Below are 25,220 nucleotides of genomic sequence, written 5' to 3'. Positions count from 1 at the left end.
ATATAATATTAAATAACAAAGGCCCGATCAAATGATCGGGCCTTTGTTATTTTAAAAAGCATATCGTTGTGGTCCCCCACGCCTAATTTCTTCACTAGCATATTCTTCAAACTTCTTAAAGTTCTCTCTAAAAGCATTCGTAAGTTTAAAAGCTGTCTTATAGTATGCCTCATCATTGTTCCAAGTAGCTCTTGGACTTAAAACTTTTGTTGGAACTCCAGGGCACTCCCTTGGCTGTGCAACTCCAAAAACAGAGTGTATATGATAGTTATCGTAGTTGTAAAGCCCCAGTTCTCCATTTAGGGCAGCACTGATCATAGCTCTGGTATACTTTAACTTCATTCTGGTCCCTACCCCATAAGGGCCCCCGGTCCATCCAGTATTGATCAACCATACATCAACTCCGGATTCTTTCATTTTTTTACTTAACATCTCTGCATATTTGGCTGGGTGCAAAGGCATGAAAGGAGCTCCAAAACATGCAGAAAATGATGGTTGCGGTTCTACAACTCCAGCCTCTGTACCAGCAACTTTGGCCGTATAACCAGAAATAAAGTGGTAAGCAGCTTGAGCAGGTGTAAGCTTGGATATTGGAGGAAGAACACCAAAAGCATCAGCTGTTAGAAAGAAAATATTCTTTACATTTTTACCTATAGAAGGTTGTTGAATATTATCAATGTGATATATTGGATAACTAACCCTGGTATTTTGTGTAATAGAAGTGTCTGAAAAGTCAACGACACCCTTATCATCCATAATTACATTTTCCAAAATAGCACCTTGTTTTATGGCCCCATAAATTTCAGGTTCGTTTTCCTTAGAAAGATCTATCACCTTTGCATAGCATCCTCCTTCAAAATTAAAAACGGTATTGTCCGCGGTCCATCCATGCTCATCATCACCAATTAGTTTACGGTTTGGATCCGTAGAAAGCGTTGTCTTTCCTGTTCCTGATAAGCCAAAGAAAATTGCCGTATCACCCTCTTCCCCAACATTTGCCGAACAATGCATTGGCAAAGTATTTTTAAATACCGGGAGAATGAAGTTTAAGGCGGAAAAAATTCCCTTTTTTATTTCACCTGTATACCCAGTACCGCCAACTAATGCAATTTTTCTTGAAAAATTAAGAATTGCAAAATTGTGTTGCCTGGTGCCATCGACCTCAGCATCGGCCATGAAACCAGGAGCATTGATTACTGTCCACTCCGGGTCAAAGGCTTCAAGTTCTTTTTCTGTAGGTCTTAAAAACATGTTGTACGCAAACATATTGGACCATGAATACTCATTAACAACCCTAATATTAAGCTTATAGGCATCTTCTGCGCAAGCGTAACAATCGCGAACAAACAATTCTTTTTCATTTAGATAAGCTATTACCTTATCGTAGAGTTTATCAAACTTTTCACTATCAAAGGGAATATTAATATTTCCCCACCAAACTTTATCTTCAGTAATTGCATCTTTTACAATGAAACGATCCATGGGAGATCTTCCGGTGAATTCTCCAGTATTCACTGCCAAGGAACCGGATGAAGCCTCCCTGCCCATATCTTTATCGATGGTCAAATCATGAAGTTCTTTTGAAGAGAGTTGATAGTGTACGTTATTGTGCAGTATTCCATATGGCTCTAACGAAATCGTTTTCGTTGCTGGGATAAATGCATTCATTTTAAAGTTTTTTTAGTTGGCACAAAGCTAGAAAAATATACCTTTTACAACCTAATAATTGTTTATTTAAATGTTTTCATGGTTAACGTGTAGAATCCAAGAAAAAACCATCCAATAAGCAGCAATGTTCCTCCGATAGGAGTTAAAAATGCTATTCTTTTAAAATCCATGGCAACTAAACTATTGATGGCCAATAAATAGATTGAAAAAGAAAAAAGAAGGACACCAACTAAGACCAATAGGAATACCGTCTTTTTCTGTCTTGTTGTAGGTCCATTCCAAATTCCCAGAATCAATAGGAATAGAGCATGGTACATTTGATATCTAACTCCTGTTTCAAAAGTATCAACGGACTCTGGCCCAACTAGTTTTTCTAGGCCATGCGCGCCAAATGCACCTAAGAGAACAGCTAAGAATCCTAGCAATATCCCAGTAGAAAAAATTGTTTTGTTCATAACTTAATGGGTCTGTATTTTTAAAAATATAACAATTTGATACCTTAGTATTCGTTTTAATCAAAAGTAAATAAAACCTATGGTCCGCACTATTTTGGTTCTGGGAGCAGGAAAATCCACCTCATACCTATTAGATTATCTTCTAAAAAAATCTAGGGAGGAAAACCTGCATTTGGTTATTGGCGATCTTCATCCTGAAAATATTCCACAAGATATTGCTTCACACCAAAACTGTAGTATCATTACATTGGATATTTTTAATGATGAGGATAGAAGAAAAGCAATAGATTCTGCATCTATTGTGGTTTCAATGTTACCCCCAAGATTGCATATTAAAATAGCCGAAGATTGTATTCATTTTAAAAAGCATCTTGTTACCGCATCTTATGTAAGTAACGAAATTCAGGAATTGGACAATGACGCTAAAAAAAATGGCCTTGTCTTTATGAATGAAATTGGTCTTGATCCCGGTATTGACCATATGAGTGCAATGGAAGTAATTGATCGCATTCGTGATAAAGGTGGGAAAATATTGCTTTTTGAGTCTTTTACAGGCGGCTTGGTCGCACCTGAACATGATTCTAACCTATGGAGTTATAAATTTACCTGGAACCCTAGGAATGTAGTAGTTGCAGGACAAGGTGGAGCGGCTAAATTTATACAGGAAGGTGCTTATAAATACATTCCCTATCAAAAACTTTTTCGGCGAACTGAACTTTTGGACATTGAAGGGTATGGCAGTTTTGAAGTATATCCCAATAGGGATTCTTTAAAATATAGGGAAGCATATGGCCTTCAAGACAGTCTTACCTTATATCGCGGAACCATGCGCAGGGTAGGCTTTTCAAAAGCATGGCAAATGTTCGTGATCCTCGGAATGACTGACGACAGCTATGTTATTGAAAATTCTGAAGGAATGTCTTACCGCCAATTTGTAAATCAATTTTTACCTTATTCTCCAACAGATTCGGTTGAATTAAAGCTACGGCATTACTTAAAAATTGACCAAGATGATATTCGTTGGGGCAAATTAATGGAACTGAATCTTTTTGATGATTCTAAAACGATTCCGCTCAAGAATGCCACCCCTGCTCAAATGCTGCAATATATACTTGAAGACAGTTGGACGCTGGAAAAGGATGAAAAGGACATGATTGTTATGTACCATAAGTTTGGCTACGAGATTGATGGCAAGAAAAAACAAATAGATGCAAATATGGTTGTTCTGGGAGAAAATCAAACCTATACAGCAATGTCCAAAACTGTTGGGTTACCAGTTGCAATGGCGACTCTACAAATCCTTAATAAAAAGATTACCACTCCAGGAGTACAAATTCCTATTAGCAAGGAAGTTTACGGCCCTATACTTTCAGAGCTAAAATCTTACGGAATTAACTTTAGAGAATATGAAGTGCCATATTTAGGGTATAATCCTGATTCTATTGGAAGTTAATATTTTACCACTTTTAGGTATCTTTAACTACAATTTTGAATCACATCAATGAAAACCACTAACAATTCTGTCAAAATCGATGGTATAGATAAAAAAATACTAAGATACTTGATGGAAGATGCTCGAAGACCTATTCTAGAGATTGCAAGAAATATAGGTATTTCTGGAGCTGCAATTCATCAACGGTTAAGGAAATTGGAAAACTCGGGATTACTGTCGGGGTCAAAATTCATCATCAATCCAAAAGTTCTAGGCTATACAACCATGGCTTATATTGGTATTTTTCTGGATAAGGCCATGGCAAACCCACAAGCGGTGAAAGAATTGGAAAAAATTCCCGAAGTATTGGAATGTCATTATACAACAGGTAACTGGTCTATACTTATTAAAGTTTTATGCAAGGACAATGAGCATTTAATGATGGTGTTGAACAAAAAAATTCAGCAAATAGACGGGGTTTCCAGAACCGAAACCTTCATTTCATTAAATCAACAGATAGATCGTCAAATTTCTATTTAGGAAAGATATCGCGCTTTTATAATATTGAAATGACGAAGTTCATGCCCAGCTATGTGGTAGGCCAAGCCTCTGACTGTTCTTTTGTTTATAACGCTCCCATCAAAGTCAATTCCTTCACCTCCTCTAGTTAAACTGTCCTCAGGTAAATTTTGAAAAAGGGATATGGTAGATCTTCTTACCCACTCATATTCTTCAAAAATATTTTCTAGACTGCGCTCGTTAGCGTTGGAACATTTAGCATACAAGTCTTGATCAAAGCCGTGCAAGGGTGTATCATCATTTCTGGCGTACCTCAGTGCGCGATAGGCAAAAATTCGCTCGTCATCAATCAGATGGACCAATATTTCCTTTATGGTCCATTTGTTTTCTGCATAACGATATTTCAGCTTTTCATCTGGAAGAGCCATTATAAACTTTTTAATTTCAATAAAATTATTCCAAAGGTGTTCCAAGACCCTGTCATCATCTTCCATCAAATCCAGATAAACATGAGAGTATTCTGGATACTCGCCAACCAAAGGTTTTTTAATTTTTCTCATTACAAACAGTATTAGTTTCACTCTCTTCGTTAAAGCACGAAGCCCATGTATGTCTTGCCCAAAATCCCATTGGTTCCAACAATTCAAAAAGCTGTTTACCATATTCTGAAAGGGAATAACCATCTTTGGTCCGCACAATCAAATGTGCATGCACAAGCTCTTTTAGTCTTTTATTGAGCGTTGTTGGGGAAATTGACTCGCAATATTGCTGCAGTCTTCTAAAAGTACTAGGACCTTCGTTTAAATGCCATATAATGCCCATTGCCCAACTTCTCCCTAGCAGGTCAAGAAGGGCCATTACAGGCTGTCCGGTTTTAGATCCTCTTACAGCAACTCCAGGTTTAGGTAAAATCATGATTGCTACATTTTATGTAGCAATACTACGGAAAAAGTATTTTCTTAACCAATAAAGCCATAAAAAAACCTGCTTGAATTGCTCCAAGCAGGTTTTTCATGTTACGGAAATTGGTTTAATCTCTTCCTCCAAAAATCTGGAAAGCCCAATAGACCAATGAGGCCAAAGCACCTAAAGCTGCCACCAAATAAGTTCTGGCAGCCCATTTTAATGCATCTTCGGCTCCAGCATATTCTTGTTGGCTAACCATGTTTTTCTGCTTTAACCATGCTAGCGCACGGTTACTGGCATCATATTCTACAGGTAGTGTAATAAAGCTAAATAGTGTGGCAAACCCCATCATAATCAATCCTGCTACGGCAATGTAAAACCCAAAGCCTACGCCTGCAGCTGCACCCAACATTAAACCACCAAAAACAATCCAAGTGGACATGCCAGAAGTAACGCTTACTATGGGCACCAATTTAGATCGCATTGTTAACCACTCATAAGCTTGGGCGTGTTGCACCGCATGTCCTACTTCATGAGCTGCCACCGCAGCAGCAGAAGCATTGCGCTGACTATAAACTCCTTCACTCAAATTCACGGTTTTGTTCTTTGGATTGTAATGATCGGTAAGCATTCCTGCTGTGGAAATTACTTTTACATCTCTAATACCATGGTCATCCAACATTTTTTGGGCAATTTCTGCGCCACTCATCCCATTACGCAAATGAACCTTTGAATATTTTTTGAACTTGCTCTTCAATCGGCTACTCACCAACCAACTGATCAAAGCAATTCCCCCTATTAATATATAATATGTCATCATAGTTTCTGTGTTTTAATTGATATAAATATACCAACAATAAAGCAAAAACCCCGCCATGGTTGGGCAGGGCTATTATACTGACAAAATGTTATGTTATGCGAGTACAGGCTCCCAATTAAAGGCCTCAGTTATTCCTTCATATACTACCTCACCATCGACAATATTCAATCCTTTAGCAAGAGACTTATCTAAATTACATGCACTGCGCCATCCCATATTGGCCAACTTTAATACATATGGAAGCGTTACGTTCGTTAAAGCAACTGTAGAGGTGTATGGGACTGCCCCAGGCATATTTGCCACACAATAGTGCACCACATCATCAATAATATATACAGGATCTTCATGAGTGGTGGCCTTTGTAGTTTCTACACATCCCCCTTGATCCACGGCCACATCAACAATGACTGTCCCGGGTCGCATTTCCTTTAGCATGTCCCTTGTGATTAGGTTAGGTGCTTTTGCGCCTTTTAGTAGTACACCACCAACAATTAAATCATGGGTCTTTATTAGTTTTCTAATATTGAATTCACTAGAAAATTCGGTCACCACGTGACTCGGCATTACATCGTTCACATATCTGAGGCGCTTCATATTAATGTCTAAAATGGTAACATGAGCACCCAAGCCAGCTGCCATTTTTGCAGCTTGAATTCCTACGGTACCCGCTCCCAAAACCAAAACTCTTCCTGGTGCCACTCCTGGGACTCCTCCAAGAAGCACACCTCTTCCCTTAGCAGGTTTTTCCAAATACTTTGCACCTTGTTGAATGGCCATGCGTCCTGCCACCTCTGACATTGGTGTTAAAAGTGGTAATGTGCCTTCCTTATCTTCCACTGTTTCATAAGCGATGCAAATGGATTTACTTGCTATCATTGCTTTGGTAAGGGCCTCGCTAGATGCAAAATGAAAATAGGTGAATACTATCTGTCCTTTTTGAATAAGGTCATACTCTTCTGCTATGGGCTCTTTAACCTTCACTATCATATCACTTAGGGCATAAACTTGACCTATTGTATCCAAAATAGTGGCCCCGGCCTGTTGATAATCCTGATTGAAAAAGCCGCTCTTTTCCCCAGCCCCAGACTGCACATAAACGGTATGGTCATTCTTTATCAATTCAAAAACCCCTGCTGGAGTCATTCCAACTCGACTTTCGTTGTTCTTGATTTCTTTAGGCACTCCTACAATCATTTTGTATTGTTTTTTGTTAATAACTCAAAGTTGTCACAAAAAATACAAAATTGAAAATAAAATCGATAAAAAATAGGGGTCTGTAGATGTAAAACATGTTTTTTGCAAAAAATACCCCTTAAAAATAGGGGTATGTTTCAAAATATAAATATTTTTCACATAACACACCCCATAGCTTAAGTTGCTATTTATGTATAAGTTTTAGAATTAGCATGGCGAGTGCCAGACCTCCTGTAACCACGTTAGCCAAAATAATTGCCAAACTGTTATGATGAACCCCATAAACCACCCAAAGGATAAGCCCCGCAAGAAGAACAATATACATGGTAAGCGACACATCTGCTGTGGATTTGTGCTTTAATGCTTTATAAACTTGTGGCACAAATGCCGTAGTAGTCAATGTGGCCGCTACAAGACCAATGATTTCAATTAATTCCATAACGAGTTATCTATATCAATTACAGAAACATAAAGTTTCATCAAATGAATCTACTTTTCTCTCTAGAGAAAAGGGTAAACTACCCTACAATATTTACAATCTTCCCGGGAACCACAATCACCTTTTTTGGTGTACGCCCCTGCAATTGTGCCTGAGTCTTTTCATTTGCCATAACGGCCGCTTCAATATCTTCCTTGCCCATATCCAATGGCAATTCCATAGTAAAACGCATTTTACCGTTAAACGAAATAGGGTATTCTTTGCTGCTCTCCACCAAATACTTTTCTTCAAACTTGGGGAACGGTACCTCTGCAATAGATGTTGAATGACCTAATCTTTCCCAAAGCTCCTCGGCAATGTGAGGTGCATATGGAGAAACCAATATGGCCAACGGCTCTAAAATTGCTTTGCTTGTACACTTTTGAGCCGTTAATTCATTTACACAGATCATAAAGGTAGATACTGAAGTATTAAAAGAGAAATGCTCAATATCCTCTTCTACTTTTTTGATGGTCTTGTGCAGCGTTTTTAAGTTTTCTGCTGAAGGTTCTGCGCTTTCATCAACAGTAGTATATAACTTCCATAATTTTTTAAGGAAAGAATGAACCCCTGTTATACCTGCCGTGTTCCAAGGTTTGGATTGCTCCAAAGGTCCAAGGAACATTTCATATAAACGAAGGGAATCAGCGCCATATTCCTGACAAATGGCATCTGGGTTGACTACATTGTATTTAGACTTGGACATTTTTTCGATTTCTCGGCCTACAATATATTTTCCATCTTCAAGAATGAATTCTGCATCTTTATACTCAGGTTGCCACTTCTTAAAGGCTTCAATATCCAATTCATCTGAAGCATTGACCAATGAAACATCTGCGTGAATAGGAATAACATTTTTTCCTTCCTTTTGTCCTTTTGAAAACAATTTATTTGAATCCAGCTCCTTAAAAACAAAAGCACTAGTCCCCGTAATCATCCCTTGATTGATCAATTTTTTGGCAAATTCCTCTTTTGGGGCCACACCCACATCAAACAAAAACTTCTGCCAAAAACGAGAGTACAACAGGTGCCCTGTTGCATGCTCACTTCCACCTATATACAAATCCACATCTTCCCAATAATCAATAGCTTCTTGAGAATAAATAGCCTCACTATTGTGAGCATCCATATACCGGTTAAAATATTGAGAGCTGCCCGCCCAACCTGGCATGGTATTCAATTCCAAAGGAAACACCGTTTTGTGATTGATCAATTCATTATTCACCACTGTACATTGTTCGGTGTCCCATGCCCAAACAGTTGCATTCCCTAAAGGTGGTTCCCCAGTTTCCGTAGGAAGGTATTTTTCAACCTCGGGTAGTTCCAAAGGTAAATGCTCATTTGCAATCATTTGTGGCATTCCATCCACATAATACACCGGAAAGGGTTCTCCCCAATACCTCTGACGACTAAAAACAGCGTCCCGCAAACGGTAATTTATTTTTCCTTTGCCTTGTCCTAGTTTTTCCAATTCGAAAATAGCACGCTTTACTGCTTTTTTATAGGGCAATCCATTTAAGAAATCAGAATTGGCAATAATCGTTTTTTCTTTATCGGCAAATGCTTCTTCAGAAATATCAATTCCCTCAAAAATATTGGGAATGGGAATATTAAAGTGCTTAGCAAAATCATAATCCCGCTGATCACCACAGGGAACAGACATTACAGCCCCTGTTCCGTATCCTGCCAAAACATAATCCCCAATCCAAATAGGAATGGGCTCCTTTGTAAATGGATGTTCTGCATAAGCTCCGGTAAAGGCACCTGAAATTGTTTTTACATCAGCCATTCGATCACGTTCGGAACGTTTGGCCGTAGCTTCCACATATGCACCAACCTCAGCTTTTTGTTCCGGCGTGGTAATTTGATCAACCAACTCATGTTCTGGCGCCAAGGTCATAAAGCTTACTCCAAAAATGGTATCTGGCCTAGTGGTGAAAACAGAAATAACAGATTCTGAATTTTGCACTTTGAATTCTGCCTGAGCACCTTCCGAGCGCCCAATCCAATTTGTCTGCGAATCTTTTAGCGGTTGAGGCCAATCAATAGTATCCAAACCATCCAATAAACGCTGGGCATAGGCTGTAATTCGCATGCTCCATTGTGTCATTTTCTTTCGGATAACAGGATGACCACCCCGCTCTGAAACTCCATTGACAATTTCATCATTGGCCAAAACGGTCCCCAATGCGGGACACCAGTTTACTTCTGTGTCTGCCAAATATGTCAATCTATATTTTAAAAGTAACTCTTGTTTGGTTTTCTCAGAGAAACTATTCCAATCTTCTGCACTAAAAACCGCAATATCATCATCAGAAGCTGCATGTACTTTTGAATTTCCTTCTTTTTCAAAAATGGAAATCAAATCGGTTATAGCTTCAGCTTTATCTGTGTTCTTATTGTACCATGAACTAAACAATTGGATAAAAACCCATTGTGTCCATTTGTAATACTTGGGGTCAGAGGTTCGCACTTCACGACTCCAATCAAATGAAAAACCAAGTTGGTCTAGTTGCTCTCTATATCTTTTTATATTAGTTTCTGTAGTAATTGCAGGATGTTGCCCTGTTTGAATAGCATACTGTTCCGCAGGTAAACCAAAAGAATCGTATCCCATTGGGTGCAATACGTTGAATCCCTTATGTTTTTTGTAGCGAGCATAGATATCTGTAGCGATATAACCTAGTGGATGTCCAACATGCAATCCAGCTCCCGAAGGGTAAGGGAACATAGAAAGTGCATAGAACTTAGGTCTATCGGAATTATTGGACGCTTTAAACGTTTGGTTGTTTGCCCAATACTTTTGCCATTTGGCCTCAATTTCCTGGAAATTGTAGTTCATTTTATATCTTACTTCTTTAATTTGGCAAAAATAGGTTTAATCCATTAAAGCGGAAAAGATTAAGCAAGCCTATTCAAAACCAACATTACAAGGCCTCATTGCGAAACCACTTACTCTTTTCTTTACTATTTTCAGTGCTTTTTCTTCAAAAGTCAAAGGCTCAATTGGGTTTTTGCAGTGGTAATTCTGGAGACCCAATTTTTACGGAAACTTTTGGGGCAGGGTTACAAGACGGCCCTCCATTGCCGGCAGGAGCAACTACATACAACTATGTAAATGGAGGTCCTTTGGAACCTGTTGATGGAAATTATACCATATCCAGCAGAACTAGTTTTTTTGATTGGTTTAACACAAATGACCATACCCCTGGTGATACAAATGGCAAAGCTTTTATTGTAAATGCAAGTTTTACATCAGGAGAGTTTTTCAGAAGAACCATCAACGGGCTATGCGAAAATACTTCATATGAGTTTTCATCTTGGTTGATAAACCTTCTGCCAAGTACCGGCTGCAGTGGCAATGGCATTCCAATAAATGTAAGGTTTCAGATTTGGGACAATACTGATACAAATTTATTGGCAACTGGAAACACTGGAAATATTTTTAGCAAGTCCACGGCAATATGGGAACAATACGCCTTGGTTTTTCAAACATTACCTGGCCAGACTTCGGTTATTTTGAAAATGCTCAACAATGGGATAGGTGGCTGCGGTAATGACCTGGCCATCGATGACATTGTTTTTAGGGCCTGTGGCGATAGAATAACCCTTGCCGATACTTTAGATAATACAGGTATTGCCGTATGCGAAGAAAATGTTCCTATATCAGTTGATCTTAACGCAACACCCGATTTTTCCATTTACAGCACTCATGCCTATCAATGGCAAGAAAGCACGGATGGTACAACTTGGAACGATATTGTTGGTGAAACCGCTCAAAGCCTGACATCACCTTTAATTTCTAGCACAACATTATATCGAGTAAAGGTAGCAGAAGACCCTATTAACCTTTCCAATTTAAATTGTAGTGCGGTATCTGATGTTTTTGAAGTCATTATTGAAGAGAGACCTATGCCACCAACTTCTTTGGGAGAGGTTTCGCTTTGTGAGGATGTTGTTGGAGGAGTATCCGTTTCCACTCCAAACGGTATTACAACAAATTGGTATGACGCCCCAGTTGGGGGGACCCTTTTACAGACTGGCAGCCCGTTTTATGAAACTACTATCAATGGCACCTATTACGCAGAAGCGGTATCCGAAGTAGCAGGTTGTAGATCCGACTCTAGGACGGCGGTAAGCATTTTTTATAATGATTTGCCCATCTTAGAAAATGAAGCGTTGATTCTATGCGAAGGGGAATCAGTGGTCTTATCGGCAGATTTACCCAATTCCCTCTATTCTTGGAGCACTATGGAAAACACTCAGGAAATAACTGTCACTCTGCCAGGAGAATATACGGTAACGGTAACCGACAGCAAGGGCTGTAGCACCACAAAGGTGATTGCAGTTTCTCAAATTGACAAGCCCATAGTTGATAGGATAGTTTCTGATCACAGAGATTTGACCATTCTTACCCAAATTGGGGGTGATTTTGAATACTCCCTTGATGGCATCGTTTATCAGGAAAGTCCTAATTTTCAAAATCTTTTGGGAGGAGCATACGTTGCTTACATAAGACAGAAGAACTTTTGCGGTGTGCTTCGATTTCCATTCGTCCATTTGGTAATACCCCGGTTTTTTACCCCAAATGGTGATGGTATAAATGATCGTTTTATCCCAGAAGGAATTCAAGTCACCGACGACTATGAAATTAACATCTTTGACCGAAACTTAAGACTTATAGCACAATCCAAAGAGAAAGACTATTCTTGGGACGGTACTTTTGATAGCAGACCTCTACCTGCATCCGATTATTGGTACACTGTAAAAGTTGGGAGCAGTTTGTTCAAAGGGCATTTTACGCTCAAACGTTGATTTTGACCCATAATTAGAAGTTAAAACAATTCAATAGTCCAGAATTATACAATTGTTAATTCATACTTTTCTATTTTTACGTACTGATTTTCCTTTATGAGTCAATATATTGAACGATATCAACGAAGAAAGCTGATTTCCTCCTATTTTTCTGTGGTGTTAAGCATTGCCTTGGTGCTTTTCCTACTAGGGGTTTTGGGACTTTTGGTTTTGAACACTAAAAAACTTGCTGATCATTTTAAAGAACAGATAACCATTTCTGTCTTCTTAAAGGATAATGCAAAACCGGTGGAAATTGAACAATTGCAAAAAAGTTTGGCAATGGCAGATTATACCAAATCCGCCGATTATGTATCCAAAGAAGATGCAGCAGAACAGTATAGCGAGGATATAGGTGAAAACTTTATTGAGTTTTTGGGTTATAATCCACTTAAAAATGCCATCGATGTCAACCTTAAAGCAGACTTTGTATCTCCGGAACAGATTGAGGAAATTGCAAATGGCATTTCTGCCAAAACCTATGTTGAAGAAGTTAGCTATGATAAACCGCTTATCTCATTACTAAACGATAATGTGAAAAAAATAAGTCTATGGATTCTTTTTGCAAGTGCCGCTTTTACATTGATAGCTGTGTTGCTGATCAATAGTTCCATACGGCTTTCCATCTATTCCAAGCGATTTATTATTAAAACCATGCAGATGGTTGGGGCTACCAAAACATTTATCCGAAGACCATTTATCTGGACAAACATAAAATTGGGAATGTTGGGAGCAACGCTTGCATTAATTGCTCTAGCTATTGTGCTTTACTATGTAAATACAAATTTCCCAGAACTCAACTTGTTCCAAGACCTTGTTGTTTTAATAGTGTTGTTTATTGCAGTTTTTGGTCTTGGAGTCATTATTTCTTGGGCGAGCACCCATATTGCCACTCAACGTTTTTTGAATTTAAGGACTGATGATCTTTATTATTAACTTTACAGCATGAGTAAGAAAAATAAGAACGCACAAAAACCAACCCCCCAATTTATATTTCAAAAAAGAAATTATCTTTTTCTTTTTATAGGGTTGGCCTTTATTGCACTAGGGTTTATTTTAATGACTGGCGGCGGCAGTGACGACCCAAATGTTTTTAATCCAGACATATATAGTTTTAGAAGAATCCGTTTGGCGCCTACTTTAGTTCTTATCGGTCTTGGCATTCAGGTATATGCCATTTTGTTGAATCCTAACAAAAACAAAAAATAGTTTGGAGATTATAGACGCTATCATCCTTGGAATCATTCAAGGGTTGACCGAATTTTTACCTGTATCATCAAGTGGGCATTTGGAATTGGGCAAGGCCATTTTAGGAAGCAATGCATTACCAGAGGAAAGTCTTTTGTTCACTGTGGTTTTACATTTTGCAACTGCCTTAAGCACCATCGTAGTTTTTAGAAAGGATGTTTGGGATATTATAAAAGGACTTTTTCAGTTTAATTGGAATGAACAGACACAATTTTCATTGAAAATTATCATTTCCATGATTCCCGCAGCGCTGATAGGTTTTTTCCTTGAGGATTTTATGGAAGTGTTTTTTGACGGCGCAATTATCATTGTAGGTATTATGCTTATTATTACTGCTGTTCTGTTGTATTTGGCAGATTTGGCAAAAACTACTGATAAGGGTGTTTCTTACAGAAGCGCATTTGTTATTGGTATGGCACAGGCCGTAGCCATGCTACCTGGTATTTCAAGAAGTGGTGCAACAATTTCAACTGCTGTATTATTGGGAATTGACAAGACAAAGTCTGCACGTTTTTCCTTTTTAATGGTAGTTCCGCTAATCATAGGCAAAGTGGCAAAAGACATTCTTAGTGGGGATATTAATTTTGTTGGCGATGAAACCGTTGCAATGGGAGCTGGATTTATAGCTGCCTTTGTTGCTGGACTTGCAGCTTGTACTTGGATGTTAAAAATTGTGAGACAAAGCAAGCTTACCTATTTTGCCATTTATTGCCTGATTGTTGGTCTAGTCGCAATTGCTTGGAGCATCTGGGGGTAACTCTCCTTTTAAAAATGTTGGTTTAACCTAAATTCACTCCTGCTTGAAAACCAAAGAGGACTTTTTAAACGGACAAATTCTGTTAATTGATAAGCCACTGGAATGGAGCTCATTCCAAGCGGTCAATGCTTTAAAGTGGGGTATTAGAAAGAAATTCGACTTAAAAAAAATTAAAATAGGACATGCTGGTACACTAGATCCACTGGCTACTGGACTATTGATAATCTGTACCGGTAAATTCACAAAAAAAATTCCCGAATTGCAGGGGCAGGTCAAGGAATACACTGGCAGTTTTACCTTGGGAGCAACCACCCCTTCTTTTGATATGGAAACAGATGTTGACCAGAAATTTCCAACAAAACATATTACCGAAGAGCTTATTCTGTCTGCCACAAAACAATTTCTTGGTGAAATTGAACAAGTGCCTCCAATATTTTCGGCCTTAAAAAAAGATGGTAAACGGTTATATGAGTTTGCGCGGGAAGGAATCAAAGTGGAGGTTAAGTCCAGAAAAATAGAAATCTTTGAATTTGAAATTACCCAGGTACAATTGCCAAAAATCCATTTTAGGGTTGTTTGCAGCAAAGGAACATACATAAGGTCTTTGGCACATGATTTTGGCAAATCCCTGCAATCTGGAGCCTATTTATCCGAGCTCCGAAGAACCAAAATAGGTGATTTCAACGTAATTAATGCGGTCACCCCAACGGTTTTCAAGGAAAATCTATGACTTAAAAGTTAAATACTTTTTAAAAAATAGATTAGGCATAATCATTGGAATAAAATAATTTTAGAAAAAAGCGGTTATTATATCACCATGAACCTAAACAGAAACCAGTTATCATTCTTAATAACTTTTTTCTCTATGTCACTGATCGTGTTGTTACTATACAACATTCATCTGGGAGGCGTACAAGAGGAAGAATATGTTATTGAAATGAGTTTGGCTGATGAGGACATTGAAGAGTTATTGAGAGAGGAAGAGGAACGAATGGAGGAACTGGCCAATAATGACCCCATTAAAAGCCATATGGCCTTTAATGAAACCGCAAAGCCTTCTGTTGGCAATCCTGAACCGCTAAAAACGCTTGAGGAAATTCTGGAAGAGCGCGCCTTGAACAGCGATCAAAGTGACTTTTCCGGTTCTGATAGTGAGTACGCCGACCATCTTAAGGAGTTAGCACAAAAAAGGCAAGAGAAAAAACAATTGCTGGGTGAACGTGAAGCTCAAAAAGAAGAGTTCACCAATAACCTAAAAGACAAGCGCACTTCTATTTCTTATTCTTTAATTGACAGAAATGCATATTCGTTGCCACCACCAATCTATACTTGCATTGAAGGAGGAAAAGTGGTCATCAATATAAAAGTGGATGCTTCAGGATATGTTACCGAGGCAGATTACAATGATCAGAGTTCTGGAACAAGTAACGGTTGCTTGGTAGACAATGCTATTGCCTATGCATTAAAAGCAAGATTTAGTCCAGATTCCAAAGCCTCCCAAATAGGAACGATTACTTACCTATTCCAAAGGAAGTAGTGCAACCAAATCCTCTAAAATATTCTGTCCCTTATCTTTATTGTACCAGACTTGAAGGTCTTGCTTAAATTCAGAGGTAAGTGTACCGTGTTCTTTTTTATAGGCTTCGACCATTTCTGTGGCAGTACTTGATCTTGGACCCCAATCATTCACTATTTCTTCGTTAGCCCTGTCCATAACGATCAATTTGGGAATAGAACGACTACCATTGGTCAAGAACTTATCCATTAAATCCAAGTTTTCATCCCGTAATACAATCTTGAACTCAATATTTGGGTTTAGTTCTGTAATCCTGTTCATAACAGGCAAACTTGGAGAAGCATCACCACACCAGCTTTCACTCAGTACCAAAAAGGTAAGTTTAGAATTTACCCTGGAAATCCTTTCTTCAATTTCTACTGGAATTTTTAACGTCTTGTCCCATCTATTCATACGGCGATCATTCAGTTCCGTATAATTGATGAGTGATTCCAATTGATCTACACCAGTGGTCTGTCTATTTTTGGCCAAAAGATGCACTAAATCTCTATATTCTCTATAATCCATCCCATTTGAAATACCTTTTTGAACAAGTTCCAAACGTTCTTTCTGTATATTTTCCTCAATTACTTCCATGTGATACTTTTTCCAAAATTAAGTCTCAAAAACTCTATAAGAGCTGACTTTTATCATTTGTTGTATTCCTAACCGAAAACTTACAAAACCTAATTAGTTGGAAAAATGGGGATGAACTTTATTGGTTTAACAACCTTTTCTTTACCATGCCCCCCTTGGTGTCATTTATACTATTCATGACCACAAAAGCGTTTGCATCTATTTTATTGAGCTCAATGTTCAACTTTCTAATCTCTAATCTTGTGACCACAGTGTAGATTACATCATATTCATTATGTTCCCCTTTCTTTCCATAGCCCCCACTTGCTTTATAAATAGTTAATCCTCTACCCAGTTTCTCTGTAATCATCACTCTTATTTCCTCGCTTTTTTCAGATATAATGGTCACGCCGGTATACTCTTCAATACCCTCAAGTACAAAATCCAAAGTTCTTGAGGCTGCCAAATAGGTTAACATAGAGTACAAAGCCGCTTCAATTGACAATAAATATGCCGCAGCCAAAAAAATCAGGATATTGATCATAATGATCACATCCCCTATTTTTGTTCCTAGCTTTCTGCTTAAAAAAATGGCCAAAACCTCGGTGCCATCAAGAACGCTCCCTCCCCTAATGGAAAGACCTATTCCCGCACCCAAAAAGAAACCGCCAAAAACGGCAACCAACAACTTGTCTTGGGTTACTTCTGGAAATTGAATAAATACCAATACCAAAGCAAGTCCTAAAATTGCAAGAATGGCCTTTATGGTAAATTGCCTGCCCAATACACGATATCCCAAGAATAAAAATGGAATGTTGACCAAAATAATCAAAACCCATAATGGAACGGCGGTTACCTCTGTTACCAATAATGAAATTCCTGTAGCGCCACCATCAATAAATCTATTGGGCAACAAGAAGCTTTCCAAACCAAATGCCGCAGAAAAGATTCCGGTTAAAATGAAAAATAGGTCTTTTAAAATTGGAGGTATCTTCATTCTTGGCTTATTATGGTCATGAAAACTATTTCACTCTTAGATTTTTTGTTTACAAGATTTCTGGGTTGATGGCCAGACTCTTAAACAGTCTTGCTTTGGTATAAAAAAACTTGTTCTGTACTTCATTCTGTTTTAGGGCAGCATCGATGAGCTTTCCTTCTCTCGAATTAATTAAAAACAACGAACTCTCACCAAAACTAAATTTCCGCTCTTCAGCATTCAACAGGGTATTGTAATCTGTAACAATATTTGCGATCAATTGGTTCTGTGCAGTGTACGAGTCTAGCTCACGATATATAGCAACGACCTTGTTCTGAATTTCTATCTGTGCATTGTCCCGCTCAAATTGTGCATCTTGTAGTTTAAACTTTGCCAATTTTAAATCCCCTCTTTCTTTTCTTAGGAACAAAGGGAACCGAAAACTTACTCCACCCTTGAAATTGTCAATGTCCAAAGAGTTTATTTGGTCTGGTGATTCTGTCAAGAAATTGTATTGGACATCCAATACCGGCAGCAACTTATTTGCTTTCAATCGCTTATCCACAACCAAACCATCAATCTTATACTCCAAAGACCTTAGCTTAGGGTGATTTTCAAGTGTAAAACTATCCAAAGGTTTACCCATAATCTCTAAGGTAACGTCAATCTCGCTCTCTACATTTTCATCTGGAATTACTTCCGGCTGTAATTCTACAGGCACATCATTAATCCATAAAAAATTTGAAAGTTCCAAAGATTTTTTCATTAGTCTAACTTTGGCCTGTTCCAAACTCAAGGCTCTGTTTTGAACTGCAATCTTGGCTTCAACGGTGTCTATAACTGCTATATCTCCGGCTTGAGCACTTTGTTTAACTCCTTGAAATCTTGTTTCAGCATTTTGAAGAAAATCTTCAAAAATCACAGCATCTTTGTAAGCTCTTAACCAATCAAAATAGGCCAAAGAAGCCTTATACAATACTTGGTTCACAAACAAATCTTGGTCAGCTTTGGATTGTTCTCTAAAATATTTCGCCTTTTTAAGGGTTGCCATTCTTTCATTTATCCAAAAGCCTTCACCCAAGGACATAGACACCCCTGCGCTGTACAAGCCATCTTCAGGAACTGTCTCATCAGGATTTAGGAAGTCTCCCTGGTTTTGCTCAAAGTTTCCCTTCAATTCTATTCCAAACCAAGTAGGAACTTTAAAGGTTGTGTTCAACCTATCCCAATATTCTGTTCCTTTAAGGTCCTTTCTATCATAATCCACTTCTATTTTTGGATCAAAGCCTCCTCTGGCTTTCATTAAATTGGCCTGTCCCATAGCAATGGTAAGCTGTGCTTGCTTAGCAACGGGATGGTACTTTTTTACATAGCCCAAATACTCATTAAAATTGAGAATGATAGAGTCTTGTTGCGCTTGAACCCAAAAAGTGAATAGAAAGAAAAGTATCCATACCTGGATTCCTTGCTTATTTCTTTTTAACATCGACTACTTTGTTTTCAGGTTGATAATAATTTGGCGGGAAACCATTTAACTGTCTCCATAGCTCAAACCAAATAGGAACATCTTCTAACAAGGCCATGGTATTGGCACCAGAGCCTACCCGTATGTCTTTTGGCCACGGCTGATCTTCTTTATCTGGGGCCAACAGAATTCTATACTTTCCATTATTGCTTATAAAAGTTTCTATGGCCACTACCTCTCCTCCAAAGGTTCCAAAGGAAACATTGGGCCAACCACTAAAAACAATAGCAGGCCAGCCATCAAACTGTATACGGACCTTTTCACCAATATGAAGCAGCGGTAAGTCTATAGGTTCTACAAATGTTTCCACTGCCATATCATATTCTGATGGCATAATGCCCACCAATCTATCTCCTTCCTTAAATGTCTCTCCAATGCCAGATTGTATTGCTTTGTTGATAAACCCACTTTGAGGGGCTTTAATGTAAAGCATGTCATTACGCATTTCATAATTGGTGTATGAATTCTCCAATTTGGTAACCTGTGCCTCAGAATCAAATTGATTTGACTGTGCTGTAAACATATCACTTTGGGCCTTAGAAATCTTGTCTGTATACTCCGCCCGCACTCTACTTATTTCTACCTGAGCATTTATGACATTGTTCTTACTTGCCAACAATTTGTTTTCTTGTGAAATTAACTTGGCCTGGGTTTCCTGTAATTTTAAACGTTTTTCTTCAACATCTGTGACGGCTTTTAGTCCTTCTTGCTGAAGTTGAACTACACGGTCATATTGGCGCTGCGCAATGGAAATATTTGTTTTTGCAGCCTCCAAATCAATACTGTCACTCTGGACTTTTAACCTAGACTGAAGTAATTTGTTTTTGGATTGTTCCAGTTTTAATCCACGCTCATTTGACAAAGCCCCAATTTGTGTGTTGAGTGCTTGCACTTTTCCCTCATAAGATGTCACCGCCATTGACTTGGCCTTGATTTGCTGTCCTGTACGCTCTACCAGTTTTGGGTCAAAATATTCACTTTTAACCTCAGAGATAAAGAGAATGGTGTCTCCTTTCTTTACATAATCTCCTTCACTAACATACCATTTTTCAATTCTGCCGGGAATTGGCGATTGAATAGTCTGTGGACGTTGATCAGGTCGTAATGTTGTTAAATAGCCTTTTCCCGTTATGTTTTGTGTCCATGGCAGGAAAAGGATAATGAATGCTATCACAAAAAAAGCAGCCAAAAACCTATTAAAGTGTTTGTAATGCGTTCTATAGAAGACTTTCTTAACCGCCTTGTATTCGCTAATGTCAACCTTTTCGTTTAACTTGTTTGGTGATATATTCAGCATGGTCTTTCTATCTTTCGTTAATCAATTTTCCATTTTCCATAGTAATAATGCGTCCACAACGTTCTATCCATTTAGGATTGGAACTTACTATGACCAAAGCCCATCCATTAGAGTCATCTGTTAAAAAGTCCATGATCTCTGTAGCTTCATTTTCTGGAAATTGATCCAATGGGTCTTTTAGGATTAAGAGCTTAGGCCTTGTAACTATGCTACGAGCCAAAACAATTTTCTTGGAAATTGTATAGGGTATTTGCTTTCCTTCAGGATATAAAATTGTTTTTAATCCATGTGGTTGTTCCTTTACAAATTGGGTCAACCCTGTTTTCTCCAATGCCCAATACACTTCTTCTTGGGATATATCCTTATTTCCAAATGTTATGTTGTTAAGCAGTGATCCCTCAAACGGCGATTCTTCACTCAACGATTTTCCCAGATGAGACCGGTAGTAGTTAAGGTTGACCCCTTGGAGCGCTACCTCGTTCACAAATATTTTTCCTTGGTCTGGCTCCAAAATACCTGCAATTAACCTTAGCAAGGTTGATTTTCCAGAACCACTTGATCCTTGTAAAAGAATAGTACAAGTGGGCGTTATAGAAAGTGATACATCATCAATGATCTTTTTGTCCCTATCAGGAACGTTATAAGAAACATCCGAAAGCTCAACCACAAATCCCTCATTATCTGCAAAAGGTTTTTCACCATCTTGTGGTTCTAGTTCTTTATCTACAACTTGCCCCAACTTCTCTAAAGAGGTTAGTAGATCATAAAAAGTCTCTAGTCCCAAAATCATTTTTTCAACAGAACTAATGACCAAAAGAATAATAATTTCCGCCGCCACAAACTGTCCTATGTTCATTTCTTGATTGAGTACAAGCAGTCCTCCAATCAATAGAAGTCCGGCGGTTACCAAAACCTTAAACCCGATCATTTGGATAAACTGAAGCACTAAAATTTTAAAATGACTTTCCCGGGCTTCTAAATAATTGGTCACTAAAGTGTCGTTTTTATCAATGCCATGCGTTGTGCCGCCAGAGAGCTTGAAACTGATAATGGACCTTGCTATTTCTTGAATCCAATGGGCCACTTTATACTTGTTTTTGGACTCATCCAGACTAGTTTCTAAACCACGTTGAGCGGTGAACTTAAAAACAACATATATGAGCAACAACAGAAGTAGACCATAAATAATGAAGAAAGGATGATAGAATGACAGTAGTAATAACCCAAATACTATCTGTAACAACGCCGCCGGAAAATCTATTAAGATCTTTGAAAGTCCTTTTTGCACCGTCAGTGTATCAAAAAAACGGTTTGCCAGTTCTGGCGGGTAATAGTTCCTTAACTCGCTCATTTTTATCTTTGGAAATCTATAAGCGAATTCGAATGAAGCTCTTGTAAAAATCTTTTGCTGTACGTTTTCAATAATACGTATCTGCATTAGCTGCAACGCTCCAGCAAAGGCAACTCCCAGAGTTACCAAAACTACCAAAACCACCCACGATGTGCTTACCTGCGCACCTTGTATTAGGTTAATAATGGCCTGAATCCCCAAAGGCAGGGAAAGATTCACTATACCGGCAAATATGGCATAATAAAATACTTGAAATATGTCTTTTTTATCTAATGCAAGCATGCCCATTAGGCGCTGCCAAGCAGTAAGAATGGTTTTAGGCATTTTTGGTAGGTTTAACGACTCTAAAGACCAAGTCTATAAAGTATTGTGTTGGGGTTGTGGTTTGGTTACAATCTGTCAACATGGGAAAGTGCTCCTTTAGAAAGTATTGATGCAAACTTCCCTCCAAAATCGTACTCGCCAGACTAGATGGGTAAGGATAACTGCCGTCTAGTGACACAATCATTTCATATAGTCTGTTTACCAGCCTTTTGTATATTATAAAATAACCATCTTTATTCTCTTGGTCCACCTCTTTAGTAAGGTATGATTTGGAATATTCATTAATAACAATCTTACTTAGCAACACCTCGTTTATATGAGAAAAAGAGACATCCTGCTCCACTGTTTGAGTAAGAATCTCTATTGCTTTTCTCAGTTTCTCGCTCCGATCGGTAATTCCGTTTGTTGCGAATACCATTTTATATTCTAACCAGCCCCAGTACCATGAAGCCAAATAGAGGAGAAGTTTATGCTTATTTTCAAAATATCTATAAATGGAACTTTCATTAGATTTGATGCGCTCTCCCAGTTTTCTGAATGTAAAACTTTCAAAGCCCATTTCATCAATCATCAAAATGCTCTGTTCTATGATTCTTTTTCCCAAATCCGATGATTCAGGGTCTTTTACATATATCTTGTCATTGATTCCGATTCGAATTGACTGCATTAATCTTTCCATAAATAAAAGCTGTTATAGATTTTCAACAAATATAACAGTATTACTATTAATATATGATAGTTTAACTACTTATTAACAATAGTAATGCTTTTTTATAGAGGATTAATCTTATCTTTATATTGATGGCTATGCCAAAAATTGGAACTTATGAAGGCACAGATTCTATTTTATGTATGTTTTTTAACTCTTTCGGGACTTCAAATTACTGCTCAGACCAAATCACATCAAATTAACTTCAAGCATTTTACGGAAAGTAGAGGTGATTTTGAAAAAGGAATGTTGCTGGAGATTCCTTATGCCGATATTGTGCTTGTGGACAACCATTTAAATTCTTCTTCTGGATTTGGGCTTACCATGAATTTTCATGGAAATATTGTGGTAATTGACCAAATGGATGTTATGCCAGATGGAACCACACAGGTAGTTTTAAGAAGAGAAGATGGAAGAAATTTCTACGGCTACAAGCCCACCATAAAGGCCATTTTGGTAAGAGAAAAAACTAAAAACAATTCATCTATGTAGTTATGAAGTATCTCATGTTATTATTTACCCTCTCTCTATTTGTATGTACTTTAAGTGCACAAGAAGACTTTTCTGATAAGGTAAAGGTTGGCGACCAACTCATGATCGTTAAGCCGGCAAGTTTATCCTATCAAAGTATTAACGTACCTCGCAAAAATTTCATTATCAAGCGTGGTGGTATTCCCAATGTTTCAACTTTGAATAATTCCATTGTCACAATTACCAAAATATCAGGCAAGGACAACCCTATGATTACATTTAAAAGGTCTAACGGAAAAAAGTTTTTTAAAGCCTACAGAACATTGACCGCAGAACTCAATACCGCAATCAACATTGGTGAAATGGAAGTATATGATCAATAGAAAAAAGAGCTGTTTTGCCAACGGATTCTGTTTTCTCAGAGCTGTTTTACCCTCAAATAGCAACCTAATTATTCCTTATGGTTTTAATACATATTATATGCGATTCTCCTAAACAGGCAAATGAAATAGTTGATTTTCTGATTGATGAAAAATTAATGCTCAATCCATTTCTTTCGCACAAGACCCTTTACAAACCCAAAAAAAATGGAGAAGAGAAAAGTTTTGAACAGACCTTGGTAATGGGCACAACCAAAGCATTGCTCTTTAACACAATAAATAAAACCATTAAGAAGAGATTTGCGAAGAACCCTCCCCTTACCTATGCTATGCCCATAATTTATATGGATGAACATCAGAATCTTGAACTGCAGACCAAAACCCAAAAAGTTTGATTGAATGAAAAAATTGTTACGACCTTTTTATCGCTCCAATTCACAAAACAAAAAGTCATCAAACTCGCAAACTGACAATGTAGAATCCTTTCTCTTAATTGAAGGGAATTTTGCCCCAGCGGATGCAGCAGAAGTGCTTTTGTCCTTACTCAATGACAAAATCAAGTTCCACACCGTTCAACTTTTAAATTTAAAAGATACCAATAAGATAGATTCATTAAATTCTGAAAACAGGATAAACTACCTTAAGCAGGCCAAAGGCAGGATGACAGAAATTATTTTAGATGCCCAATCCCAGGGAGAACAATTAAAAATTCATAGTACCATTGAAATTACCAAAGCATCGTAATTTGTCTTAGTATTTTTCGTACCAGCTAAAATCTTCATGAATAATTCTTTCTTTCTCTTTTCCCAGGTAATCTAAAAAAGATGAAGCCACCGGAGACAGTTTTTTAGACTTTAGCCAAACCAAGTTCCATGTAGTTTGAATTGGTAATCCCTTTTTAGGATATATGTTCAAATCTCCATTGCCCAGCTCATTTTTTATTCCAATTAAAGGCATAACAGAACATCCTAACCCAGCCATTACCGCTTGTTTTACAGCTTCATTGGAGGTAAGCTCAATACGTTTTCCAACTTGGATCTGTCTCCCTTTTAAATAGCTTTCCATAGCCAATCTGGTGGCAGAGCCCTGCTCTCTAAATATTAGCGGAGTATCTTTTACAAACATACTTTTAGAGAGCAAAATCTTCTCAAAATAATTGGGATTGCCAACCAAATACAGGACGTTCTTCATTAAATCTATCTTATTAAGCTTCAAATGATCTGGCAATACGGATACAAGAGCAAAATCAACCTCATTGTTTTCAAGACCTTCAACAACTCTAGCCTTATTGGTAACGTCCATTATTAAATCCACTCCTGTATTGGATTTCATAAAACCGGATAAAAAGTATGGCATTACATATTTTCCGGTGGAGACCACAGATATCTTTAGTCGTCCGGCCAATTTTCCTCTAAAAGATTGCATTTTATAATTTATGCCCTCTACCTCATTCAAAATTCTTTCTGCTGAATGAGCAATTTCTCTTCCAAAATCGGTGACAAACAATTTCCTCCCAACTATTTCTGTGAGCGGAATTGGAAACTGGGATTGAAAATTTTTTAATTGAATAGATACCGCAGGCTGGGTTAAATAAAGCTCTTCGGAAGCCTTTGTAATACTCTGTTTTTCAGCAATTTTTAAAAAAATCTGAAGCTGATGCAATGTATAGTTCATAAATAATATTTATGCGTTTCATAATAAATATAAATAAAAATATATGATTAT

27 protein-coding genes are annotated in these 25,220 nt (G+C 37.9%); 12 read left to right on the top strand and 15 right to left on the bottom strand.

Annotated elements, in window-relative coordinates; all coding sequences use genetic code 11:
* Positions 1-51 precede the first annotated feature (51 nt).
* Positions 52-1,668 carry a phosphoenolpyruvate carboxykinase (ATP) gene (pckA, locus tag DKG77_RS05185; protein WP_109660844.1) on the bottom strand — a complete coding sequence of 539 codons (1,617 nt, stop codon included), beginning with the start codon at positions 1,666-1,668 and terminating at the stop codon, positions 52-54.
* A 62-nt stretch (positions 1,669-1,730) separates the two neighbouring features.
* A complete protein-coding gene (locus tag DKG77_RS05180) occupies positions 1,731-2,123 on the bottom strand; it encodes a DUF423 domain-containing protein (protein WP_109660842.1) in 393 nt (130 codons plus the stop codon).
* A gap of 79 nt (positions 2,124-2,202) precedes the next feature.
* Here DKG77_RS05180 and DKG77_RS05175 point away from each other — a divergent pair, with 79 nt between their 5' ends.
* A complete protein-coding gene (locus DKG77_RS05175) occupies positions 2,203-3,576 on the top strand; it encodes a saccharopine dehydrogenase family protein (protein ID WP_109660840.1) in 1,374 nt (457 codons plus the stop codon).
* Positions 3,577-3,624: 48 nt separating this feature from the next.
* On the top strand, positions 3,625-4,095 hold the full coding sequence (locus DKG77_RS05170) for an Lrp/AsnC ligand binding domain-containing protein (RefSeq protein WP_109660838.1): 471 nt from the start codon (positions 3,625-3,627) through the stop codon (positions 4,093-4,095).
* Here the strand turns inward: DKG77_RS05170 and DKG77_RS05165 are convergent.
* The 6 genes from DKG77_RS05165 to leuS form a co-directional block, all read right to left on the bottom strand.
* On the bottom strand, positions 4,092-4,634 hold the full coding sequence (locus DKG77_RS05165; RefSeq protein WP_109660836.1) for a DinB family protein: 543 nt from the start codon (positions 4,632-4,634) through the stop codon (positions 4,092-4,094). The genes DKG77_RS05170 and DKG77_RS05165 overlap by 4 nt on opposite strands.
* On the bottom strand, positions 4,621-4,989 hold the full coding sequence (locus DKG77_RS05160) for a winged helix-turn-helix transcriptional regulator (protein WP_109660834.1): 369 nt from the start codon (positions 4,987-4,989) through the stop codon (positions 4,621-4,623). Before DKG77_RS05160 ends, DKG77_RS05165 begins: the two co-directional genes overlap by 14 nt.
* 115 nt (positions 4,990-5,104) lie before the next feature.
* Positions 5,105-5,800 carry a zinc metallopeptidase gene (locus DKG77_RS05155; RefSeq protein ID WP_109660832.1) on the bottom strand — a complete coding sequence of 232 codons (696 nt, stop codon included), beginning with the start codon at positions 5,798-5,800 and terminating at the stop codon, positions 5,105-5,107.
* A gap of 93 nt (positions 5,801-5,893) precedes the next feature.
* Positions 5,894-6,994, bottom strand: a complete 1,101-nt coding sequence (gene ald / locus DKG77_RS05150; RefSeq protein ID WP_109660830.1) for an alanine dehydrogenase — start codon at positions 6,992-6,994, stop codon at positions 5,894-5,896.
* Positions 6,995-7,178: 184 nt separating this feature from the next.
* Complete coding sequence (locus DKG77_RS05145) at positions 7,179-7,433, bottom strand: SemiSWEET family sugar transporter (RefSeq protein ID WP_109660828.1); 255 nt, start codon at positions 7,431-7,433, stop codon at positions 7,179-7,181.
* A 79-nt stretch (positions 7,434-7,512) separates the two neighbouring features.
* Complete coding sequence (gene leuS, locus DKG77_RS05140) at positions 7,513-10,314, bottom strand: leucine--tRNA ligase (protein ID WP_109660826.1); 2,802 nt, start codon at positions 10,312-10,314, stop codon at positions 7,513-7,515.
* A gap of 98 nt (positions 10,315-10,412) precedes the next feature.
* Here leuS and DKG77_RS05135 point away from each other — a divergent pair, with 98 nt between their 5' ends.
* The 6 genes from DKG77_RS05135 to DKG77_RS05110 all read left to right on the top strand — a co-directional run bounded on the left by DKG77_RS05135 (position 10,413) and on the right by DKG77_RS05110 (position 15,868).
* Complete coding sequence (locus tag DKG77_RS05135) at positions 10,413-12,287, top strand: T9SS type B sorting domain-containing protein (protein ID WP_133248420.1); 1,875 nt, start codon at positions 10,413-10,415, stop codon at positions 12,285-12,287.
* A 96-nt stretch (positions 12,288-12,383) separates the two neighbouring features.
* The gene (locus DKG77_RS05130) at positions 12,384-13,262 is read left to right on the top strand and encodes a cell division protein FtsX (RefSeq protein WP_109660823.1); all 879 of its coding nucleotides are present in this window, start codon (positions 12,384-12,386) and stop codon (positions 13,260-13,262) included.
* Positions 13,263-13,271: 9 nt separating this feature from the next.
* The gene (locus DKG77_RS05125; RefSeq protein WP_109660821.1) at positions 13,272-13,535 is read left to right on the top strand and encodes a DUF3098 domain-containing protein; all 264 of its coding nucleotides are present in this window, start codon (positions 13,272-13,274) and stop codon (positions 13,533-13,535) included.
* A gap of 1 nt (position 13,536) precedes the next feature.
* Positions 13,537-14,331 carry an undecaprenyl-diphosphate phosphatase gene (locus DKG77_RS05120; RefSeq protein WP_109660819.1) on the top strand — a complete coding sequence of 265 codons (795 nt, stop codon included), beginning with the start codon at positions 13,537-13,539 and terminating at the stop codon, positions 14,329-14,331.
* A 43-nt stretch (positions 14,332-14,374) separates the two neighbouring features.
* Positions 14,375-15,061, top strand: coding sequence for a tRNA pseudouridine(55) synthase TruB (truB, locus tag DKG77_RS05115; RefSeq protein ID WP_109660817.1), 687 nt, complete (start codon positions 14,375-14,377; stop codon positions 15,059-15,061).
* 87 nt (positions 15,062-15,148) lie between these two features.
* On the top strand, positions 15,149-15,868 hold the full coding sequence (locus tag DKG77_RS05110) for a hypothetical protein (protein ID WP_109660815.1): 720 nt from the start codon (positions 15,149-15,151) through the stop codon (positions 15,866-15,868).
* Here the strand turns inward: DKG77_RS05110 and DKG77_RS05105 are convergent.
* The 6 genes from DKG77_RS05105 to DKG77_RS05080 all read right to left on the bottom strand — a co-directional run bounded on the left by DKG77_RS05105 (position 15,851) and on the right by DKG77_RS05080 (position 22,614).
* Positions 15,851-16,483, bottom strand: coding sequence for a thioredoxin family protein (locus DKG77_RS05105; protein ID WP_109660813.1), 633 nt, complete (start codon positions 16,481-16,483; stop codon positions 15,851-15,853). The genes DKG77_RS05110 and DKG77_RS05105 overlap by 18 nt on opposite strands.
* Before the next feature lie 118 nt (positions 16,484-16,601).
* Positions 16,602-17,459 carry a YitT family protein gene (locus DKG77_RS05100; RefSeq protein WP_109660811.1) on the bottom strand — a complete coding sequence of 286 codons (858 nt, stop codon included), beginning with the start codon at positions 17,457-17,459 and terminating at the stop codon, positions 16,602-16,604.
* A gap of 49 nt (positions 17,460-17,508) precedes the next feature.
* Positions 17,509-18,924, bottom strand: a complete 1,416-nt coding sequence (locus DKG77_RS05095) for a TolC family protein (protein WP_109660809.1) — start codon at positions 18,922-18,924, stop codon at positions 17,509-17,511.
* Positions 18,908-20,260 carry an HlyD family secretion protein gene (locus tag DKG77_RS05090; RefSeq protein ID WP_109660807.1) on the bottom strand — a complete coding sequence of 451 codons (1,353 nt, stop codon included), beginning with the start codon at positions 20,258-20,260 and terminating at the stop codon, positions 18,908-18,910. The genes DKG77_RS05095 and DKG77_RS05090 overlap by 17 nt, the downstream gene beginning before the upstream one ends.
* Positions 20,261-20,267: 7 nt before the next feature.
* Complete coding sequence (locus DKG77_RS05085) at positions 20,268-21,935, bottom strand: peptidase domain-containing ABC transporter (protein ID WP_109660805.1); 1,668 nt, start codon at positions 21,933-21,935, stop codon at positions 20,268-20,270.
* Positions 21,928-22,614, bottom strand: a complete 687-nt coding sequence (locus DKG77_RS05080; protein WP_109660803.1) for a TetR/AcrR family transcriptional regulator — start codon at positions 22,612-22,614, stop codon at positions 21,928-21,930. Before DKG77_RS05080 ends, DKG77_RS05085 begins: the two co-directional genes overlap by 8 nt.
* 147 nt (positions 22,615-22,761) lie before the next feature.
* On the opposite strand from DKG77_RS05080, the gene DKG77_RS05075 reads away from it, so the two are divergent.
* The 4 genes from DKG77_RS05075 (at position 22,762) to DKG77_RS05060 (ending at position 24,239) form a co-directional block, all read left to right on the top strand.
* On the top strand, positions 22,762-23,136 hold the full coding sequence (locus tag DKG77_RS05075) for a hypothetical protein (protein WP_109660801.1): 375 nt from the start codon (positions 22,762-22,764) through the stop codon (positions 23,134-23,136).
* Between the two features lie 2 nt (positions 23,137-23,138).
* A complete protein-coding gene (locus DKG77_RS05070) occupies positions 23,139-23,498 on the top strand; it encodes a dihydroorotase (RefSeq protein WP_133248419.1) in 360 nt (119 codons plus the stop codon).
* A 77-nt stretch (positions 23,499-23,575) separates the two neighbouring features.
* Entirely contained in the window at positions 23,576-23,890 is a 315-nt protein-coding gene (locus tag DKG77_RS05065; RefSeq protein ID WP_109660797.1) for a hypothetical protein, read from the top strand.
* A 4-nt stretch (positions 23,891-23,894) separates the two neighbouring features.
* Complete coding sequence (locus tag DKG77_RS05060; RefSeq protein WP_109660795.1) at positions 23,895-24,239, top strand: hypothetical protein; 345 nt, start codon at positions 23,895-23,897, stop codon at positions 24,237-24,239.
* A gap of 6 nt (positions 24,240-24,245) precedes the next feature.
* On the opposite strand, the gene DKG77_RS05055 is transcribed toward DKG77_RS05060, so the two are convergent.
* The gene (locus DKG77_RS05055; RefSeq protein WP_109660793.1) at positions 24,246-25,169 is read right to left on the bottom strand and encodes a LysR family transcriptional regulator; all 924 of its coding nucleotides are present in this window, start codon (positions 25,167-25,169) and stop codon (positions 24,246-24,248) included.
* Between the last annotated feature and the right edge of the window lie 51 nt (positions 25,170-25,220).

The sequence above is a fragment of the Flagellimonas aquimarina genome (assembly GCF_003149745.1).
In the GTDB taxonomy this organism is placed as follows: Bacteria; Bacteroidota; Bacteroidia; order Flavobacteriales; family Flavobacteriaceae; genus Flagellimonas; species Flagellimonas aquimarina.
The sequence above is the reverse complement of the archived record's forward strand: the minus strand, read 5'-3'. Positions and strand labels throughout refer to the sequence as shown.

Excerpts from the sequence above, each read along its gene's own strand:
- pckA (WP_109660844.1), bottom strand. The coding sequence starts at position 1,668 with ATGAATGCATTTATCCCAGCAACGAAAACGATTTCGTTAGAGCCATAT.
- DKG77_RS05180 (WP_109660842.1), bottom strand. The coding sequence starts at position 2,123 with ATGAACAAAACAATTTTTTCTACTGGGATATTGCTAGGATTCTTAGCT.
- DKG77_RS05175 (WP_109660840.1), top strand. The coding sequence starts at position 2,203 with ATGGTCCGCACTATTTTGGTTCTGGGAGCAGGAAAATCCACCTCATAC.
- DKG77_RS05170 (WP_109660838.1), top strand. The coding sequence starts at position 3,625 with ATGAAAACCACTAACAATTCTGTCAAAATCGATGGTATAGATAAAAAA.
- DKG77_RS05165 (WP_109660836.1), bottom strand. The coding sequence starts at position 4,634 with ATGAGAAAAATTAAAAAACCTTTGGTTGGCGAGTATCCAGAATACTCT.
- DKG77_RS05160 (WP_109660834.1), bottom strand. The coding sequence starts at position 4,989 with ATGATTTTACCTAAACCTGGAGTTGCTGTAAGAGGATCTAAAACCGGA.
- DKG77_RS05155 (WP_109660832.1), bottom strand. The coding sequence starts at position 5,800 with ATGATGACATATTATATATTAATAGGGGGAATTGCTTTGATCAGTTGG.
- ald (WP_109660830.1), bottom strand. The coding sequence starts at position 6,994 with ATGATTGTAGGAGTGCCTAAAGAAATCAAGAACAACGAAAGTCGAGTT.
- DKG77_RS05145 (WP_109660828.1), bottom strand. The coding sequence starts at position 7,433 with ATGGAATTAATTGAAATCATTGGTCTTGTAGCGGCCACATTGACTACT.
- leuS (WP_109660826.1), bottom strand. The coding sequence starts at position 10,314 with ATGAACTACAATTTCCAGGAAATTGAGGCCAAATGGCAAAAGTATTGG.
- DKG77_RS05130 (WP_109660823.1), top strand. The coding sequence starts at position 12,384 with ATGAGTCAATATATTGAACGATATCAACGAAGAAAGCTGATTTCCTCC.
- DKG77_RS05125 (WP_109660821.1), top strand. The coding sequence starts at position 13,272 with ATGAGTAAGAAAAATAAGAACGCACAAAAACCAACCCCCCAATTTATA.
- DKG77_RS05110 (WP_109660815.1), top strand. The coding sequence starts at position 15,149 with ATGAACCTAAACAGAAACCAGTTATCATTCTTAATAACTTTTTTCTCT.
- DKG77_RS05105 (WP_109660813.1), bottom strand. The coding sequence starts at position 16,483 with ATGGAAGTAATTGAGGAAAATATACAGAAAGAACGTTTGGAACTTGTT.
- DKG77_RS05100 (WP_109660811.1), bottom strand. The coding sequence starts at position 17,459 with ATGAAGATACCTCCAATTTTAAAAGACCTATTTTTCATTTTAACCGGA.
- DKG77_RS05095 (WP_109660809.1), bottom strand. The coding sequence starts at position 18,924 with ATGTTAAAAAGAAATAAGCAAGGAATCCAGGTATGGATACTTTTCTTT.
- DKG77_RS05090 (WP_109660807.1), bottom strand. The coding sequence starts at position 20,260 with ATGCTGAATATATCACCAAACAAGTTAAACGAAAAGGTTGACATTAGC.
- DKG77_RS05085 (WP_109660805.1), bottom strand. The coding sequence starts at position 21,935 with ATGCCTAAAACCATTCTTACTGCTTGGCAGCGCCTAATGGGCATGCTT.
- DKG77_RS05080 (WP_109660803.1), bottom strand. The coding sequence starts at position 22,614 with ATGGAAAGATTAATGCAGTCAATTCGAATCGGAATCAATGACAAGATA.
- DKG77_RS05075 (WP_109660801.1), top strand. The coding sequence starts at position 22,762 with ATGAAGGCACAGATTCTATTTTATGTATGTTTTTTAACTCTTTCGGGA.
- DKG77_RS05070 (WP_133248419.1), top strand. The coding sequence starts at position 23,139 with ATGAAGTATCTCATGTTATTATTTACCCTCTCTCTATTTGTATGTACT.
- DKG77_RS05065 (WP_109660797.1), top strand. The coding sequence starts at position 23,576 with ATGGTTTTAATACATATTATATGCGATTCTCCTAAACAGGCAAATGAA.
- DKG77_RS05060 (WP_109660795.1), top strand. The coding sequence starts at position 23,895 with ATGAAAAAATTGTTACGACCTTTTTATCGCTCCAATTCACAAAACAAA.
- DKG77_RS05055 (WP_109660793.1), bottom strand. The coding sequence starts at position 25,169 with ATGAACTATACATTGCATCAGCTTCAGATTTTTTTAAAAATTGCTGAA.